This is a genomic window from Pseudomonas sp. LBUM1669, assembly GCF_059695705.1.
Genome location: NZ_CP166784.1, coordinates 6,093,253 through 6,108,852, shown reverse-complemented (window position 1 = coordinate 6,108,852; position 15,600 = coordinate 6,093,253). Strand labels below are relative to the sequence as shown.

Here is a 15,600-nt window from a genome sequence, read left to right as displayed (position 1 = left end):
CCTTAAAACATATGTGCCTTATTGTTACAGCGGTGCGTTCTATTTAGTAATTCTTTATCCGCGGGGAGCTGAACGCTATTCGCCATGAGTGCCATTGAGTCTGCTTTTTTGAATCTGGCTTACCCTCCGCGGCTCGATCTGGGGCCGCAGCTTACGCACGAACAATTGCTCAGCTCGATGCAGTCGACCATGGCTCGACACAAGGGCGGGCCCGTCTGGTTATTCGCTTATGGTTCGCTGATCTGGCGCCCTGAATGCGCGGCGGTGGAGCGAGTGCGCGGCCGAGTGCATGGCTACCATCGCGGGTTATACCTGTGGTCCCACGAACATCGCGGCACGCCGGAAGTCCCTGGCTTGGTCTTTGGCCTGGATCGCGGCGGTTCTTGCAGCGGCTTCGCTTATCGTTTGCCCGAAGAACAACTGGAAGCCTCGCTTTACGCACTGTGGCAGCGCGAAATGCCCTTTCCGTCCTATCGCCCACACTGGCTCAACTGCCGTCTCGAAGACGGAAGCCAGGTTCAGGCGTTGGGGTTTGTGTTGGAGCGACACTTGCCCAGCTATGCCGGCAACTTGCCGGATCATGTGCTGAGCCACGTGTTCGAAAACGCTTGCGGGCGTTACGGCACTACTCGCGATTATGTCGAGCAGACCGCCAACGCCCTGCGTAGCCACGCCATGCCAGACCGGAATCTGGAGGCGCGGCTCAAGCGCTGCCAATCAAAAGCCGATCAGGCGATCGCTTCGCGGCTCTGACTGGCGACTTGCTTGTGCCACAGCGTCGGTGCAAGGAAGGCCATCGCCAGCAGGCACGCGCCGATCAGTAGTACAAAACCGCCGTCCCAGCCAAAGTGGTCCACGGTGTAGCCCATCGCTGCACTGGCCGCGACCGAACCACCCAGATACCCGAACAGACCCGTGAAACCCGCTGCCGTACCGGCGGCTTTTTTCGGTGCCAGTTCCAGCGCTTGCAGGCCGATCAGCATCACCGGACCGTAGATCAGGAAACCAATCGAGATCAGCGCGATCATGTCGACAGTCGGGTTGCCGGCCGGGTTGAGCCAGTAGACCAGCGTTGCCACGGTCACCAACGCCATGAACACCATGCCGGTCAGGCCGCGGTTGCCACGGAAGATCTTGTCAGACATCCAACCGCACAACAGTGTCCCGGGAATACCTGCCCATTCGTAGAGGAAATACGCCCACGACGTTTTGTCCACGCTGAAGCCTTTGGCTTCCTTGAGGTAGGTCGGTGCCCAGTCCAGCACGCCGTAGCGCAGCAAGTAGACAAAGACGTTGGCCAATGCGATGTACCAGAGCATTTTGTTGCGCAGCACGTATTTGACGAAGATTTCCTTGGCGCTGAATTCTTCTTCGTGACTGGCGTCGTAGCCTTCCGGGTAGTCGTTCTTGTACTTCTCGATCGGGGGCAGGCCAACCGATTGCGGTGTGTCGCGCATGGTGACGAAGGCAAACACCGCCACCGCCATGGCAACGGCCGCCGGCACATAGAACGCCGCGTGCCAGTCATTGAACAAGCCCATGCCCAGCAGGAACAGCGGGCCGATCAGGCCACCGCCGACGTTATGCGCGACGTTCCACAGAGACACTACGCCGCCACGTTCCTTTTGCGACCACCAGTGGACCATGGTCCGCCCACTTGGCGGCCAACCCATGCCCTGGGCCCAGCCGTTGATAAACAGCAGGATGAACATGATGGTCACGCTGGACGTCGCCCAAGGCGCAAATCCGAAAATGAACATCACGCCGGCCGATACCAGCAGACCGAATGGCAGGAAGAAGCGCGGGTTGGAGCGGTCGGAAACAATGCCCATCAGGAACTTGGACAAGCCGTAGGCGATGGCAATCGCCGACAACGCCAGGCCCAGCTCGCCGCGGGTATAGCCCTCTTCGATCAGGTAGGGCATGGCCAGGGAGAAGTTCTTGCGCAGCAGGTAGTAACCCGCATACCCGATGAAAATCCCGGCGAAGATCTGCCAGCGGAGGCGTTTATAGGTGTCGTCGATTTTTTCTTCAGGCAATGGAGCCTGATGTGCGGCAGGACGAAAGAAAGCAAACATTCAAGAGCTCCAGATTTCTTGTTTTGACTGCGGATGCGAATGTTACAGTTTCGTTACTGAAAATAGCACCGGTTCACATCGACCAAACAGCGGAAATGTGGGCGATCGCGTGTTCCTTTATGAACATGTCGCACAGGTATAAGTGAAGGGCGTTGTGGGAATCGTCTCGGTCGGAGGTTGATGACGCATTTCGGTCTGGAGTAGGACAGAGCTTTGGGAAATGTCCTTCGACCGAACAGGAAATCGCTGCGTTCTGTTTCGGGCCGCTGGGTCTTAACCTTTGTGCTGGTGTCGGGATTGGCATTTCAGTGGTGAAGGGGATGGGTTATGCGGTGGCTGGCGTTTGTGCTGTTATTGGTTGGGTCTGTGGGCGTTCGGGCTGGGGAGGTATTTTTGATCCCTGAAAACAATCCGAAGCCGATTTACCCTAAAGAGCTGTTCCGAGCCGGGATCACCGGTGAAGTCAGGGCCAGATTCACCGTGTATGCCGATGGTTCGGTCAATAAATTGAGCATTCTGCAAAGTGATCATCCCGATCTGGCTGAAGCGGTCCGGAAGGCGCTTACGCAGTGGCGTTTCAAACCCTGGACGGTCGAAGGCGGCAGACCTGCTGAGCAGGAAGTGATGGCCCCAATGGTTTTCAGGCTGGATCTGGACACACCCATTCACACCAACACGTGGCTCAAGCAATTGAGGTGTCGTGACCTCAACGAGGCGTTGATCGATTTTCCGGAGTACGCGTGGGTTGATTCAGCCGTGTTTGATCACACACGTGCTTATTTGTCGAACGTGATTTATACGACGCAGTTACAGAATGAGGAGCGCTTTGCATTGATTGCCAAGCTCAATAAGCGCGTGCCGAAAATTGTCAGGGATTGTCGGGCGAGTCCGGTTCGTAAGTACATGAGCTTGCTGCCGGAAGATATCCGTAAGTTGCTTTAATCCAAGGCACTAAAAGCGGCCTGGACAATCCAGGCCACTTTTTTCACGCTCAGCGAACCTGAACCACCACCTTCCCGACCGCCTTGCGCTGGCCAAGGTCATTGATCGCCTGCGCCGCATTGCTCAGCGGATACACCTGCGACACCAACGGCTTCAGCTTGCCCTCGGCAAACCAGCCAAACAACTGCTGGAAGTTCGCCGCGTTGTCCTGCGGCTGACGTTGGGCAAACGAACCCCAGAACACGCCGACCACGGCAGCGCCCTTGAGCAGCGCCAGGTTCACCGGCAGTTCCGGAATGCGTCCGCTGGCGAAACCGACCACCAGCAAGCGGCCATTCCAGGCGATGGCACGGATGGCCTGGTCGAACAGATCACCGCCGACCGGGTCGTAGATCACGTCGGCGCCTTGGCCGTCGGTCAGGCGTTTGATTTCGTCCTTGAGGCTGGTTTCGCTGTAGTTGATCAGTTCATCGGCGCCGGCCGCCTTGGCCACGGCAAGTTTTTCGGCGCTGCTGGCGGCGGCGATCACGCGGGCGCCCATGGCTTTGCCGATTTCCACCGCAGCCAGGCCAACACCGCCGGAAGCACCGAGCACCAGCAGGGTTTCACCCGGTTGCAGATTGCCCCGTTGCTTGAGTGCGTGCATCGAGGTGCCGTAGGTCATGCTGAAAGCGGCGGCGGTGTTGAAGTCCATCGAGGGCGGGATCGGCAGCACGTTATAGCCCGGCACGGCGACCTGCTCGGCGAAACTGCCCCAGCCGGTCAGGGCCATGACTCGGTCACCGACCTTGAGGTGACTGACCTTTTCGCCCACCGCGCTGACCACACCGGCCGCTTCGCCACCCGGCGAAAACGGGAAGGGCGGCTTGAACTGGTATTTGCCCTCGATGATCAGCGTGTCCGGGAAATTCACCCCGGCGGCATGCACGTCCAGCAGGATTTCATTCTTCTTCGCGACAGGACTGGCGACGTCTTCCAGCACCAGCGATTCGGCAGGGCCGAAGGCTTTGCACAGCACGGCTTTCATCAGGGCTATTCCTTTGGGAGTGATGGCCGATAAGTGTAGGTGTGTGAGTCGATGGGTCAACGAGCATGCCCGACCCTGATAGCCAGCCATAAGCTTGTGCTTGAGCGGCGGGTCGTTATGCTAGGCCGCAAACCGGATAAGGAGCGAATTGTGAAAGCGTGGATCATGTTGTTGCTGGCCCTCTCTCTGCCCGTGGCAGCGATGGCCGAAGAAGCCAAAGAAGGTGAAGCTCCGAAGGTCAATTACATCACCCTGAGCCCGCCGTTCGTGGGCAACTATGGGCTGGACGGTACGCCCAAGCTCAAGGTCTACAAGGCCGATGTGGCTTTGCGGGTGACCGGTGACGAGGCGACCAAGGCGGTGAAGGCCAATGAGCCGTTGATCCGCAATCAGCTGGTGGCATTGTTTGCCCAGCAGACGACCGAAGCGATGAGCAACGTTGAAGCCAAGGAAAAGCTGCGTCAGGAAGCCCTGAAACAGACTCAGCAAGTGATGAACGATGAGACCGGCAAGCCGGTGGTTGAGGATTTGTTGTTCAACAACCTCATTATTCAGTAATTCTCTCGCGGCCCGGGCGCGCCTCATTGCAGGCAAACCCGCTCCCACAGGGCTCTGCGCAGTTCCTGTGGGAGCGGGCTCGGTCTTTCAAGACGCCAGGCTCTTGCGAAACCGCATCAGCGCAACTGTAAAAAACAGCAGGCCAATGGCGCTCAATGCCAGCAAGTCCGGCCACACCACATTGATACCCGCGTCGCGAAACAGTATCGCGGCACTGAGGCTGACGAAGTGCGTCGATGGCGAGCCCTGCATGACCCATTGCAGCCATTGCGGCATGCTGTCGAGCGGCGTACTGCCCCCGGAGAGCAGCAACATCGGGATGATCACCGGAATCGCCAGCAGGCCGAATTGCGGTGTCGAGCGGGCGAGGGTTGCGAGGAATATTCCCAGCGCTGTGCTGGCGAACAGATAAACGGCCGTCACCAGCAAAAACAAGGTCATGGAGCCGGCTAGCGGCACGCCGAGTGCACCTTTGACGATCACCTCCAGCGACACCCAAGTGCACAGCACCACCACCAGCATGTTGCTCCAGATTTTCGCCAGCATGATTTCAAGCGCCGTGAGGGGCAGCACCAGCAAATGGTCGAGAGTGCCGTGTTCACGCTCGCGCAGCAGGGCTGTGCCAGTCAGGATGATGGCGAGGATGGTGATGTTGTTGACGATTTGAATCACCGCCAGGAACCAGCCGCCCTCCAGGTTGGTATTGAACAGCGCTCTGGTGGTCAGCAGCACGGGGGCTTTGCTCGCCGCATCGCCCTGGCCACTGTAGGTCAGCAATTCGCGCTGGAAAATCCGTCCGATGTAGCCCGCCCCCATGAATGCCTGGCTCATGGCGGTGGCGTCGACGTTCACCTGCACCGCCGGCTGGCGGCCAGCCAACAGGTCCGCCTGGAAATTCGCCGGGACATTGATGACGAAAGTGAATCGCCCGCTGTCCAGCACTTCGTCCAGTTGTTCGTAGGGCAGCGACACCGGCGGCTGGAATTCCGGCGGCTGCAGGGCTTGCGCCAATTGTCGTGACAGGTGGCTGTGATCTTCATCGACCATGGCCACGCTGGCGTTGTGCACGCCGATCACCGAGCCGGCGGCCGGCATGTAGATCGCGACGGTGAAGGCATAGAACAGGAACAGCAGCAACACGCTGTCGTGTCGCAGGCTTGTGAGTTCCTTGAGGCCAAGACGCAGGATGTGCGCAAGCTTGTGCATCAGGCCTCCTGCTTTTTCAGCATGGCCAGGCTAAGGCCGGTAAACCCCAGGAAGAACCCGAACAATGCCAGGCATTGCGGCCACAACTGCCGGATATCCAGGGCCTTGGTAAACGTGCCAACGGCAATATCGAGGAAGTAGCCCGCCGGAAACAGCATCCCCATGACAGCGGCCGCGCCATCAAGCGACGAGCGCGGCACGATCAAGCCGGAAAACTGAATGGTCGGCAGACTGGTAATGATCATGGTGCCGAGAATGGCGGCAATCTGGGTTCGGGTGAACGCCGAAATCAACAGGCCCATGCTGGTGGTCGCCAGCACGTAGAGCAGCCCGCCGAAGGCCAGGGTCAGGGCGCTGCCCTTGAAAGGCACGCCGAACAGCCAGCGATTCATGGCTGTCAGGACGGCGAGGTTGATCAGACTGATAGCCAGATACGGCGCTTGTTTACCTAACAGGAACTCCAGTCGCGTCAGCGGTGTGGCGTAGAAGTTGGTGATCGAGCCCAGTTCTTTCTCCCGCACGATGCCCAGCGCTGTCAGCATGGCCGGGATGAACGCCAGGATCAGCGCCATCACCCCGGGGCCGATGGCGTTAACGCTGACGACATCCTGGTTGTAGCGAAAGCGGGTTTCCAGCTGGGCTGCCGTTTGCCGGTTCAGTGCGGTGCTGGACTGCTCGGCCAATTGCACCAGGTTGGCCTGGTGTACCGCTTCCACGTAATTGCGGCTGGTTTCGGCGCGAAATGGCATACCGCCATCGAACCAGGCCGCCACCGCGGGTTGACGACCGGCGAACAGGTCTCGGCCGAATCCCGGCGGGATCTCCAGGGCCAGTTTGATTTCCGAGCGCTGTAATCGTCGATGCAATTGCGCTGCATCGCTGATGGGCGGTTGTTCGTCGAAATAACGGGAGCTGCGGAAAGCCTCCAGATACGCCCGGCTTTGTGGCGTCTGGTCCTGGTCGTAAACCGCGAAGGCGAGTTTTTCCACATCCAGGGAGATGCCGTAGCCGAAGATCACCATCATGAACATCGCCCCGAGCAGGGCGAACGCCATGCGCACTTTATCGCGCAGCAACTCCTTGCCTTCACGACTCGCCAGCGCCCGTAATCGTCCAAAACTGAAGCGGCTATCTTGCTTCGGTGTGGCGGGTGCGAGCGTCGTGTCGATGGGCGTTGGCGGCGTCGCCGCAGCGATCGGGCCTTGGGCCTGCTCCAGGCAGGTGACGAACGCCGCCTCCAGTGTCTGGCCCTTGAACTGCTGTTGCAGGGCTGCCGGGGTGTCGCAGGCCAGGACCTTGCCGGCGTGCATCAGTGAGATGCGGTCACAGCGCTGGGCTTCGTTCATGAAATGCGTGGACAGGAAAATCGTCACGCCCTGTTCGCGGGACAGTTCGATCAGCAGCCGCCAGAAATCATCCCGGGCCGCCGGGTCGACGCCAGACGTCGGTTCGTCGAGGATCAACACTTCCGGGCGATGCAGCACCGCCACCGCCAGGGATAACCGTTGGCGCAGGCCCAGTGGCAGTGCTCCGGACGGCTGATGAGCGACGCTGCCCAGGTTGAAACGCAGGATCAACTCGTCGATGCGTTGCGCGCTCTCGGCCTTGGGCAAGTCGAACAGCCGGGCGTGCAAATCCAGATTCTGCCGCACGCTGAGCTCGCCATAGAGCGAGAAACTCTGGGACATGAATCCGACGCGTTTGCGGGTGGCTAAATCCTTGGCGTTTACCGGATTGCCCAGCAGCGTGGCGCTGCCTTCGCTGGCCGGGATCAGCCCGGTGAGCACTTTCATGGTGGTGGTTTTGCCGCAGCCATTGGAGCCCAGAAACCCGAAGATCTCGCCGCGGCCGATGGCGAAGCTGACCTTGTCCACCGCCGTGAAATCGCCGAAGCGCAAGGTCAGGTCATGGGCTTCGATGGCGATGTCGGCCGTGGCGTTGGTTCGGGCAGGGATCACCAGCGGCTGGTTGTCACGGCCGGTGTCGCCCTGAAAGTGGGTAAAGGCCTCATCGAGCTTGCCGTTGGGGGTCACAGCCCCGAGATCGCGGGTCAAACCGGCGGCGATCAGTTTGCCGCCATCGAGCATCAGGCAGTGTTCGAACTGCTCGGCCTCTTCCATGTAGGCGGTGGCGACCAGCAGCGTCAATTGCGGGCGTTGACGCCGGACGTCATCAATCAACTCCCAGAAGCGTCGCCGGGACAAGGGGTCGACGCCGGTGGTCGGTTCATCGAGGATCAGCAGGTCGGGCTCATGAATCAGTGCGCAACAAAGGCCGAGCTTCTGTTTCATGCCGCCCGATAACTTGCCCGCCGGGCGCTCGGCAAACCGCAGCAGGTCGGTGGCCAGCAGCAGACTTTGCATGCGCTGATCGCATTCGGCCCCGGACAGCCCGAACAAGGTGGCGAAGAAGTGAATGTTCTCGCTGATCGACAGCTCGGGATACAGGTTGCCGCCCAGGCCTTGGGGCATGAACGCGATTCGCGAGTAGAGGCTGTTGCGGTGGCGCCGGTCCTGGATCGAGCCGCTGAGCACGTCCAGTTGGCCGACTTGTAGCGTCTTCACGCCGGCGATCAAACCCAGCAGGCTGGATTTGCCCGCGCCATCCGGACCGATCAACCCGCATCGGGTGCCGGCGGGCAAGCTGAACGTGATGTCGGTCAGCACCTGCTGGTGGCCGTACCGGTGCTGAAGGCCTTCGGCATGCAGCGCCAGGCCGGTCATTGAAGATTGGCCGGCCAGCCAATGGGCGCGGTGCGCACGTAGCCGTTACCGGGCATCCCCGGTTTGGCTTGGGGCACGCTGCTGGGTTGGGTCAGGCGGAGCTTGACCCGAAACACCAGTTTCTGACGTTCGTCGCGGGTCTCGACTTCTTTGGGGGTGAACTGCGATTTGGCTGCCACGAAGCTGATTTTCGCCGGCAACGGCTTGCCGGGCACGGCGTCCAGCAGGATCCGCGCTTCATCACCGACCGCCAGGCGTCCGACGACGGAGGCGGCGAGATAGAGGTTCATGTACTGATCGTTCGGATCGATCAGCAACAAAACCCGGCCACCGGCGCCGAGGACTTCGCCGGGTTCGGCCATGCGCAGCTGAATCACCCCGTCAATGGGGGCCCGCAGGCTGCTGTCGTCAATTTCGCTGGTCAGCTGAGCGACTTGTGCCTGTGCCGCGCCAATGGCTGCGCCGACGGCGGACACCTGCGCGCGGGCGGCTGTGACGGCCGCATTGCCGGTGTCGAACCGTGACTGCTGTTGATCGATGATCTGGCCACTGGCGAAACCGCGCTTGAACAATTCCTGGGAGCGTTTGAGCTCTTGCTGGGCAAGCCGTTGCTCGCTCTGGCGCAATTGCACATTGGCCTGGGCTGCATTGAGGTTTTCCCGGGCGCGTATCACTTCGGCTTCAGCCTGGTTGCGCTGGGCTTCGAGGGTCCGGGTGTCCATGCGTGCCAGCAGTTGACCCTTGGTCACTTTGTCGCCTTCATCCACCAGGACTTCGGCCAGCCGGCCGGGTGTCTTGCTGGCGATCTGCACTTCAGTGGCTTCAAGTCGACCATTACCGACATACAACCCTTCGGGCAGTCGGCTAAGGGTCGACTTCCAATAACCGAAGCCCCCTGCGGCCAGCAGCAAAGCCCCCAGTAAAAAGGCGAAGAAAAGTGAAGAGCGGCTGTGAATCGACATGTCTGCATCCTGCGTCTGTAGCGTCGTAGTCTGACAGGCAAGCGGCGGGTGCGACTTGATATCTGTCAACTGGGTGTCGCGCCTGACCGATCCAGGTCAGGGCGGCGGGCGGTGCAGTTTTTTCAGCGCAGGCTCAGCACCGCAGCCCATTGCTCAGCGGTAACGGACATCACCGACAGTCGCGAGCCTTTCTGCACCAACGGCATCTCCGCCAACGCCGTCTGCTGCTTCAAATAATCCAGCTTCAACACCTTGGCAAACGTCTCGACATGCGCAACATCAATGGCACTCCAGGCGTTTTTCTCTGGCGTGGCCTTTGGATCGTAGTAATGACTTTCCGGCTCCAGCGCCGTTGGGTCCGGATACGCCGCTTGAACAATTTTGCCGATTCCGGCAATCCCGGGCTCCGGGCAACTGGAGTGATAGAAGAAAAACTCGTCGCCCGCCGCCATCGACCGCAAAAAGTTACGTGCCTGATAGTTGCGAACCCCGTCCCAGCGCGCTTTTCCGAGCTTCGCAAGGTCTTTGATCGAGAGTTCGTCGGGCTCGGATTTCATCAGCCAGTAGGCCATGGTTTTTGCTCCTTGCGAGGTGAGTGGGCAAGTTGTCGGGCGTTTTTATGACAAACCGACAGTCGGTTGACGCCAGCGTTTGCGTGTCAGTTCACGTTGTCGCAAAATGCCGGCCTTCTAAGCTTGACGCTGCTGCACGGCCTACACCTAAAACGGAACCGCTGCTGTCATCGTGTTGATGTGCCTTTGGGGGGCAATCGATGAAACGCAAACCGGATTTACTATGGATTTTGGTTATTTTGTTTGGCCTCGGCGTCGTGACCACCGGCTATGCCCAAAGCCTGTGGAACAACAAGACCAACGCACCGATCGAAATCGCGCAGCAACAACAGCCGTCGGCCTTCAAGCGCTGAGACTGTCTTTCGGACGCCGCTGATTCCGGTGGCGTCTAGCCTGCGAAATACCACGCTTTGTCGGTCACCGTTCCTTGCAACGGCACATCCCAGCTCGCCTGCGCCAATCGTTCTACTTTCTGACATTCATGGGCCAGCCCCAACAGCGTCGGCTTGCGCCAGTTTTTTCGCCGCGCCAGGTAGGCGAGGCTTCGGTCGTAGAAACCGCCGCCCATTCCCAGGCGTCCGCCTACATCGTCAAACCCCACCAATGGCAACAACACCAGGTCCAGCGCCCAGACTTTGCGTTGGCGGGCGAGGTTGTGCCGGGGTTCGAGAATACGAAAGCGGTTGGGTTTCAGTTTTTCACCGGGACGAATCCGCTGGAACACCATTTTGGTGCGCGGCCAGGCGCTGAGCACCGGCAGATAAGTCGCCTTGCCCCGACGTTGAGCGGCGCGCAGCAAAACACGCGGGTCGATTTCACCGTCGGTGGGCAGATAAAGAGAAATGTGTTTTGCCCGGCGAAACAGCGGCTGCTGGGCCAATTGCTTGTAGAGCCCGCGAGCCGCCTGGCGTTGCTGACTAGGGGTCAGTGCGCGGCGGGCCTTGCGCAGCATGCGTCGAAGTTGCGGGCGGGGCAGCAGCGCAGGTTCGGTCATGGATTCAGGCTTCGACAGGACGGATACGTAAAGCGTACCCGTAAAAAAGCCGATGCCGGTATTTAAACCGGCATCGGACTGGAATCAGGCTCCCCGGATGAACCGCTGCTGACTTAGCCCTTGAACCCGAAAGTTCAAGGTGGAAGATGCAGTAGGCTTTAAGGCTTTCCGTCTAGCGGACATGCACACCAGCCCAACGTGCAGCCTCCAGGGTAGTGCGAATCGGCTCAGGGACGTGGTCAACTGGCAAGCACCCCAGGGAGTGTGGCGAGTATACCCCAAGCGGTTTCGTGTTTCAGCCCTTGGTGACGTCCGGATCGGTGGCGAGCACCAGATCGACGCGGTCCAGCAGGTCGCGAACCTGCTCGCGAGTCGAGCCGCTGGCCTGCACATCCGGGCGTTCTTCCTTGTGCAGAAGATCGTGCGTGATGTTCAACGCGGCCATCACGGCGATGCGGTCTGCGCCGATGACTTTGCCGCTGCTGCGGATCTCGCGCATCTTGCCGTCCAGGTAACGGGCGGCGCTCACCAGGTTGCTGCGCTCTTCCTGGGGGCAGATGATCGAATATTCTTTATCGAGGATCTGCACGGTAACGCTATTGCTTGAACTCATGAGTCTTGCTCCAGGGCCTTGAGGCGCGAAATCATTGATTCGACCTTACGCCGGGCGATTTCGTTCTTTTCAATGAGGTGAGCGCGTTCCTCGCGCCAGGTTTTTTCCTGAGCTAATAGGAGTCCGTTTTGACTCTTAAGTTGCTCGACTCGACTAATTAGCAGTTCGAGTCTGGCCATCAGCGCTTGCAGGTCGGTGTCTTCCATTATGTCCACTGAAAATTGAGTCTGATGAGTGGTAGCTGGCGGACAGCCTTTAATAGTCTTGGCGAGTCTGTCGATGTAGGATACAAGGCCTTCATTCTAGACATAGCGCCGTCTGGCGCCTAGCTGCCCATGCCCATTCAGAATTCCCCGTACCAAGCTTTCGCCACACTGCTGACTTCCAGCGGTCATAACGTCTCGCCTGCCGAACTGCATGGCCTGCTGCTCGGACGCAGTTGCGCCGGGGCCGGCTTCAATGCAGAAGAATGGTTGATCGATGCCGCCGAGCTGCTCGAAAACGAGCCACAGGATAATGTCCGCAATGCCTTGATCGGCTTGCAGGAGATGGTCAAGGGCGAGCTCACTGGCGACGACGTGACCGTCGTTCTGCTGCTGCCGACCGATGACGAGCCGCTGGCTGACCGTGCCGCTGCACTGGGCCAATGGTGCCAGGGCTTCCTCAGCGGTTTCGGCCTCAACTGCCGTGATAGCAGCATGCTGAGCACCGAAGCCACCGAAGTGTTGCAGGATCTGGCCGCCATTTCCCAGGTGCAAGACGCCCTGGAAGAGTCCGAAGACGGCGAAAGCGACTACATGGAAGTCATGGAATATCTGCGGGTTGCCCCGCTGCTGCTGTTCTCCGAAACCAAAAAAGCGGATGAGCCGGCTGTGGCCAAGCCGTCGCTGCATTAATCGTTTGTCAGGGAAAGCCATCTGCCCATGATTCATATCCCGAAATCGGAATACAGCCGTCGCCGCAAGGCCCTGATGGCGCAGATGGAACCCAACAGCATCGCCATCCTGCCCGCCGCCGCGGTAGCCATCCGCAACCGCGACGTCGAGCACGTTTACCGCCAGGACAGCGACTTCCAGTACCTCAGCGGCTTCCCTGAGCCTCAGGCCGTCATTGTGCTGATGCCCGGTCGCGAACATGGCGAATACATTCTGTTCTGCCGTGAACGCAACGCCGAGCGAGAACTGTGGGACGGCCTGCGCGCTGGCCAGGAAGGCGCGATCCGCGACTTCGGCGCCGATGACGCGTTTCCCATCACCGACATCGACGACATCCTGCCGGGCCTGATCGAAGGTCGCGACCGGGTGTATTCGGCCATGGGCAGCAACCCGGAATTCGACCGGCACCTGATGGAGTGGATCAACGTGATCCGCTCTAAAGCGCACCTTGGCGCGCAGCCGCCGAACGAATACGTTGCCCTGGATCATCTGCTGCACGACATGCGCCTGTATAAATCGGCAGCAGAAGTGAAGGTGATGCGCGAAGCCGCACGGATTTCCGCCCAGGCGCATATCCGGGCGATGCAGGCCAGCCGGGCCGGGCTGCATGAGTTCAGCCTCGAAGCCGAACTTGACTACGAGTTCCGCAAGGGCGGGGCGAAGATGCCGGCCTACGGCTCGATCGTCGCCGCCGGGCGCAACAGCTGCATCCTGCATTACCAGCAGAATGACGCGGTGCTCAAGGATGGCGACCTGGTGTTGATCGACGCCGGTTGCGAGATCGACTGCTACGCCAGCGACATCACCCGCACCTGGCCGGTCAACGGCAAGTATTCAGCGGAGCAGAAAGCGATTTACGAGCTGGTGCTGGCGTCGCAAGAAGCTGCATTCGCCGAAATCGCCCCGAACAAACACTGGAATCAGGCGCACGAAGCCACGGTCCGGGTGATTACCACCGGTCTGGTGAAGTTGGGCCTGTTGAAGGGCGACGTCGACGAGTTGATCGCCAGCGAAGCCTATAAAGCGTTTTACATGCATCGCGCCGGCCATTGGCTGGGCATGGATGTGCATGACGTCGGCGAATACAAGGTCGGCGGCGAATGGCGGGTGCTGGAAGTCGGCATGGCGCTGACCGTGGAACCGGGCATCTACATCGCCCCGGACAACCAGAACGTAGCGAAGAAATGGCGCGGCATTGGCGTGCGCATCGAGGACGACGTAGTGGTCACCAAAAGCGGCTGTGAAATCCTGACCCAGGGCGTACCGAAAACGGTCGCCGAGATCGAGGCCTTGATGGCCGCTGCGCGGACACAAGCCGCATGAGTCGAGTCAATCTGGCCATTATCGGTGGCGGTCTGGTAGGCGCCAGCCTCGCATTGGCATTGCAGGCCGGGGCCAAGGCGCGTGGCTGGAAGATCGTGCTGATTGAACCGTTTGCCCCCGGCGATACCTATCAGCCGAGCTATGACGCTCGTTCTTCGGCGCTGTCCTACGGTGCCAAACAGATTTATCAACGGTTGGGCGTGTGGCAGGAAATCTCCCGCCGCGCCGAGCCGATCAAGCAGATTCATGTCTCCGACCGTGGACGTTTCTCCACCGCGCGTTTGTCGGCGATGGAAGAGGGCGTTCCGGCCTTGGGTTATGTGGCGGAAAACGCCTGGCTCGGCCAATGCCTCTGGCAAGGTCTGGACAAGGACGTGGTCACATGGCGTTGCCCGGCGGAAGTCACGCGCATGGAGCCGCTGACCGATGGCTATCGACTGACCCTCAACGACGAAACCACCCTGGAATGCGACCTCGCGGTGCTCGCTGATGGCGGCCGATCCGGCCTGCGCGAGCAATTGGGCATCGGCATCAAAAAACGCCCGTACAACCAGAGTGCGCTGATCGCCAACATCACGCCCAGCGAAGCGCACAACGGCATGGCCTTCGAGCGCTTCACCGACGACGGCCCGATGGCGTTGTTGCCGCTGCCGGACAACCGCTGCGCCTTGGTCTGGACCCGATTGGGGATGGACGCGCAACGCCTGGCGGCGCTGGATGAGCGCAGCTTCCTAAGCGAGTTGCAGGGCGTGTTCGGTTATCGCCTTGGCACCCTGAAGCAGGTGGGCGCGCGGCATCTCTATCCGTTGACGCTGATCGAAGCTGAAGAGCAAGTGCGTCCGCATCTGGCCATCCTCGGCAACGCCGCGCACAGCCTGCATCCGATTGCCGGTCAGGGCTTCAACCTGTCGCTGCGTGATGCTCAGGCCTTGGCCGATGCGTTGCTGGCGAGCGACACATCGCCCGGCGACTTCGCGACCTTGCAGGCTTATCGCGAGCGTCAGCGCATGGATCAGAACCTGACCGTGGGCTTCTCCGATCAGGTGACCCGATTGTTCGGCAGCACCCAGCCACTGGTTTCGCTGGGTCGTAATATCGGCTTGCTCGGTCTCGATCTGCTGCCGCCGGCCAAGCGCTGGTTCGCTCGGCAAGCCATGGGCCTGGGTACGCGTCCCGATGCTTAAGTGGCTGACTGACAAATTTGGCAAAGCGCGGTTGATGCGGTGGTTCATGACCTTTTACCCGCCGTACCTCGGCGCCGGGGTAAGGGTGCGGCACATCAGTGATGACTTCCGGGACGTTCAGGTGTCCATGGGCCTGGGCTGGTACAACCGCAATTACGTCGGCACCCAGTTCGGCGGCAGCCTTTATTCGATGGTCGACCCGTTCTACATGCTGATGCTGATGGAAAACCTCGGTCGTCAGTTCATCGTCTGGGACAAGGCCGCCGATATCGACTTCATCGCGCCGGGCAAAGGCCCGGTGTTTGCACGCTTCAGCATCGACGAGACCTTGCTCGACGAGATCCGCCGACAGACAGCGAACGGCGAAAAATACCTGCCGCAGTTGCAGGTCGATATTCATGACGGTGCCGGCGCCTTGGTGGCGCGGGTGCAGAAAACCCTTTACGTGCGGCTCAAACCGCAAGCGAGACAGGCTTAAAGCAT

At 60.0% G+C, this 15,600-nt stretch carries 17 protein-coding genes and 1 other RNA gene; 8 read left to right on the top strand and 10 right to left on the bottom strand.

Annotation, left to right across the window (positions count from 1 at the left end):
* Nucleotides 1–84 precede the first annotated feature (84 nt).
* Complete coding sequence (locus tag ACA051_RS28450) at nucleotides 85–753, top strand: gamma-glutamylcyclotransferase (RefSeq protein WP_497372783.1); 669 nt, start codon at nucleotides 85–87, stop codon at nucleotides 751–753.
* On the opposite strand, the gene glpT is transcribed toward ACA051_RS28450, so the two are convergent.
* A complete protein-coding gene (gene glpT / locus ACA051_RS28445; protein WP_497372781.1) occupies nucleotides 729–2,078 on the bottom strand; it encodes a glycerol-3-phosphate transporter in 1,350 nt (449 codons plus the stop codon). The genes ACA051_RS28450 and glpT overlap by 25 nt on opposite strands.
* 327 nt (nucleotides 2,079–2,405) lie before the next feature.
* Between glpT and ACA051_RS28440 the strand changes: the two genes are divergently transcribed.
* Complete coding sequence (locus ACA051_RS28440; RefSeq protein ID WP_497372779.1) at nucleotides 2,406–3,020, top strand: energy transducer TonB; 615 nt, start codon at nucleotides 2,406–2,408, stop codon at nucleotides 3,018–3,020.
* A gap of 49 nt (nucleotides 3,021–3,069) precedes the next feature.
* On the opposite strand, the gene ACA051_RS28435 is transcribed toward ACA051_RS28440, so the two are convergent.
* Nucleotides 3,070–4,047, bottom strand: coding sequence for an NADPH:quinone oxidoreductase family protein (locus ACA051_RS28435; protein WP_007899393.1), 978 nt, complete (start codon nucleotides 4,045–4,047; stop codon nucleotides 3,070–3,072).
* A gap of 150 nt (nucleotides 4,048–4,197) precedes the next feature.
* Between ACA051_RS28435 and ACA051_RS28430 the strand changes: the two genes are divergently transcribed.
* Nucleotides 4,198–4,605: a flagellar basal body-associated protein FliL gene (locus tag ACA051_RS28430; protein ID WP_109635761.1), complete on the top strand. Its 408-nt coding sequence runs from the start codon at nucleotides 4,198–4,200 to the stop codon at nucleotides 4,603–4,605.
* Nucleotides 4,606–4,692: 87 nt separating this feature from the next.
* Here the strand turns inward: ACA051_RS28430 and ACA051_RS28425 are convergent, their stop codons facing one another.
* The 4 genes from ACA051_RS28425 to ACA051_RS28410 form a co-directional block, all read right to left on the bottom strand.
* The gene (locus tag ACA051_RS28425; RefSeq protein ID WP_497306283.1) at nucleotides 4,693–5,811 is read right to left on the bottom strand and encodes an ABC transporter permease; all 1,119 of its coding nucleotides are present in this window, start codon (nucleotides 5,809–5,811) and stop codon (nucleotides 4,693–4,695) included.
* Nucleotides 5,811–8,534, bottom strand: a complete 2,724-nt coding sequence (gene rbbA, locus ACA051_RS28420; RefSeq protein WP_497306281.1) for a ribosome-associated ATPase/putative transporter RbbA — start codon at nucleotides 8,532–8,534, stop codon at nucleotides 5,811–5,813. Before rbbA ends, ACA051_RS28425 begins: the two co-directional genes overlap by 1 nt.
* The gene (locus ACA051_RS28415; RefSeq protein WP_497372777.1) at nucleotides 8,531–9,496 is read right to left on the bottom strand and encodes an HlyD family secretion protein; all 966 of its coding nucleotides are present in this window, start codon (nucleotides 9,494–9,496) and stop codon (nucleotides 8,531–8,533) included. Before ACA051_RS28415 ends, rbbA begins: the two co-directional genes overlap by 4 nt.
* Nucleotides 9,497–9,618: 122 nt before the next feature.
* Nucleotides 9,619–10,068 (bottom strand): EVE domain-containing protein, encoded by a 450-nt coding sequence (locus ACA051_RS28410; protein ID WP_497372775.1) that lies wholly within the window; start codon nucleotides 10,066–10,068, stop codon nucleotides 9,619–9,621.
* Between the two features lie 200 nt (nucleotides 10,069–10,268).
* Between ACA051_RS28410 and ACA051_RS28405 the strand changes: the two genes are divergently transcribed.
* Entirely contained in the window at nucleotides 10,269–10,421 is a 153-nt protein-coding gene (locus tag ACA051_RS28405; RefSeq protein ID WP_497306275.1) for a hypothetical protein, read from the top strand.
* Nucleotides 10,422–10,456: 35 nt separating this feature from the next.
* Here the strand turns inward: ACA051_RS28405 and ACA051_RS28400 are convergent, their stop codons facing one another.
* The 4 genes from ACA051_RS28400 to ACA051_RS28385 all read right to left on the bottom strand — a co-directional run bounded on the left by ACA051_RS28400 (nucleotide 10,457) and on the right by ACA051_RS28385 (nucleotide 11,881).
* Nucleotides 10,457–11,062, bottom strand: a complete 606-nt coding sequence (locus ACA051_RS28400; RefSeq protein WP_046045124.1) for a 5-formyltetrahydrofolate cyclo-ligase — start codon at nucleotides 11,060–11,062, stop codon at nucleotides 10,457–10,459.
* Between the two features lie 86 nt (nucleotides 11,063–11,148).
* A non-coding RNA gene (gene ssrS / locus ACA051_RS28395) (6S RNA) lies at nucleotides 11,149–11,327 on the bottom strand.
* Nucleotides 11,328–11,357: 30 nt separating this feature from the next.
* Nucleotides 11,358–11,675, bottom strand: coding sequence for a cell division protein ZapA (locus ACA051_RS28390; RefSeq protein WP_007942435.1), 318 nt, complete (start codon nucleotides 11,673–11,675; stop codon nucleotides 11,358–11,360).
* Nucleotides 11,672–11,881 (bottom strand): TIGR02449 family protein, encoded by a 210-nt coding sequence (locus ACA051_RS28385; protein ID WP_007942437.1) that lies wholly within the window; start codon nucleotides 11,879–11,881, stop codon nucleotides 11,672–11,674. Before ACA051_RS28385 ends, ACA051_RS28390 begins: the two co-directional genes overlap by 4 nt.
* Before the next feature lie 129 nt (nucleotides 11,882–12,010).
* Between ACA051_RS28385 and ACA051_RS28380 the strand changes: the two genes are divergently transcribed.
* Genes ACA051_RS28380 through ACA051_RS28365 form a run of 4 tightly spaced genes read left to right on the top strand, consistent with a single transcriptional unit; the run spans nucleotide 12,011 to nucleotide 15,595 of the window.
* Entirely contained in the window at nucleotides 12,011–12,571 is a 561-nt protein-coding gene (locus ACA051_RS28380) for a YecA/YgfB family protein (RefSeq protein WP_497306273.1), read from the top strand.
* A gap of 27 nt (nucleotides 12,572–12,598) precedes the next feature.
* On the top strand, nucleotides 12,599–13,933 hold the full coding sequence (pepP, locus tag ACA051_RS28375; protein WP_497306271.1) for a Xaa-Pro aminopeptidase: 1,335 nt from the start codon (nucleotides 12,599–12,601) through the stop codon (nucleotides 13,931–13,933).
* A complete protein-coding gene (gene ubiH / locus ACA051_RS28370; RefSeq protein WP_497372773.1) occupies nucleotides 13,930–15,117 on the top strand; it encodes a 2-octaprenyl-6-methoxyphenyl hydroxylase in 1,188 nt (395 codons plus the stop codon). The genes pepP and ubiH overlap by 4 nt, the downstream gene beginning before the upstream one ends.
* A complete protein-coding gene (locus ACA051_RS28365) occupies nucleotides 15,110–15,595 on the top strand; it encodes a DUF4442 domain-containing protein (RefSeq protein ID WP_497306269.1) in 486 nt (161 codons plus the stop codon). The genes ubiH and ACA051_RS28365 overlap by 8 nt, the downstream gene beginning before the upstream one ends.
* Nucleotides 15,596–15,600 lie beyond the last annotated feature (5 nt).

Excerpts from the sequence above, each read along its gene's own strand:
- ACA051_RS28450 (WP_497372783.1), top strand. The coding sequence starts at position 85 with ATGAGTGCCATTGAGTCTGCTTTTTTGAATCTGGCTTACCCTCCGCGG.
- glpT (WP_497372781.1), bottom strand. The coding sequence starts at position 2,078 with ATGTTTGCTTTCTTTCGTCCTGCCGCACATCAGGCTCCATTGCCTGAA.
- ACA051_RS28440 (WP_497372779.1), top strand. The coding sequence starts at position 2,406 with ATGCGGTGGCTGGCGTTTGTGCTGTTATTGGTTGGGTCTGTGGGCGTT.
- ACA051_RS28435 (WP_007899393.1), bottom strand. The coding sequence starts at position 4,047 with ATGAAAGCCGTGCTGTGCAAAGCCTTCGGCCCTGCCGAATCGCTGGTG.
- ACA051_RS28425 (WP_497306283.1), bottom strand. The coding sequence starts at position 5,811 with ATGCACAAGCTTGCGCACATCCTGCGTCTTGGCCTCAAGGAACTCACA.
- rbbA (WP_497306281.1), bottom strand. The coding sequence starts at position 8,534 with ATGACCGGCCTGGCGCTGCATGCCGAAGGCCTTCAGCACCGGTACGGC.
- ACA051_RS28415 (WP_497372777.1), bottom strand. The coding sequence starts at position 9,496 with ATGTCGATTCACAGCCGCTCTTCACTTTTCTTCGCCTTTTTACTGGGG.
- ACA051_RS28410 (WP_497372775.1), bottom strand. The coding sequence starts at position 10,068 with ATGGCCTACTGGCTGATGAAATCCGAGCCCGACGAACTCTCGATCAAA.
- ACA051_RS28405 (WP_497306275.1), top strand. The coding sequence starts at position 10,269 with ATGAAACGCAAACCGGATTTACTATGGATTTTGGTTATTTTGTTTGGC.
- ACA051_RS28400 (WP_046045124.1), bottom strand. The coding sequence starts at position 11,062 with ATGACCGAACCTGCGCTGCTGCCCCGCCCGCAACTTCGACGCATGCTG.
- ACA051_RS28390 (WP_007942435.1), bottom strand. The coding sequence starts at position 11,675 with ATGAGTTCAAGCAATAGCGTTACCGTGCAGATCCTCGATAAAGAATAT.
- ACA051_RS28385 (WP_007942437.1), bottom strand. The coding sequence starts at position 11,881 with ATGGAAGACACCGACCTGCAAGCGCTGATGGCCAGACTCGAACTGCTA.
- ACA051_RS28380 (WP_497306273.1), top strand. The coding sequence starts at position 12,011 with ATGCCCATTCAGAATTCCCCGTACCAAGCTTTCGCCACACTGCTGACT.
- pepP (WP_497306271.1), top strand. The coding sequence starts at position 12,599 with ATGATTCATATCCCGAAATCGGAATACAGCCGTCGCCGCAAGGCCCTG.
- ubiH (WP_497372773.1), top strand. The coding sequence starts at position 13,930 with ATGAGTCGAGTCAATCTGGCCATTATCGGTGGCGGTCTGGTAGGCGCC.
- ACA051_RS28365 (WP_497306269.1), top strand. The coding sequence starts at position 15,110 with ATGCTTAAGTGGCTGACTGACAAATTTGGCAAAGCGCGGTTGATGCGG.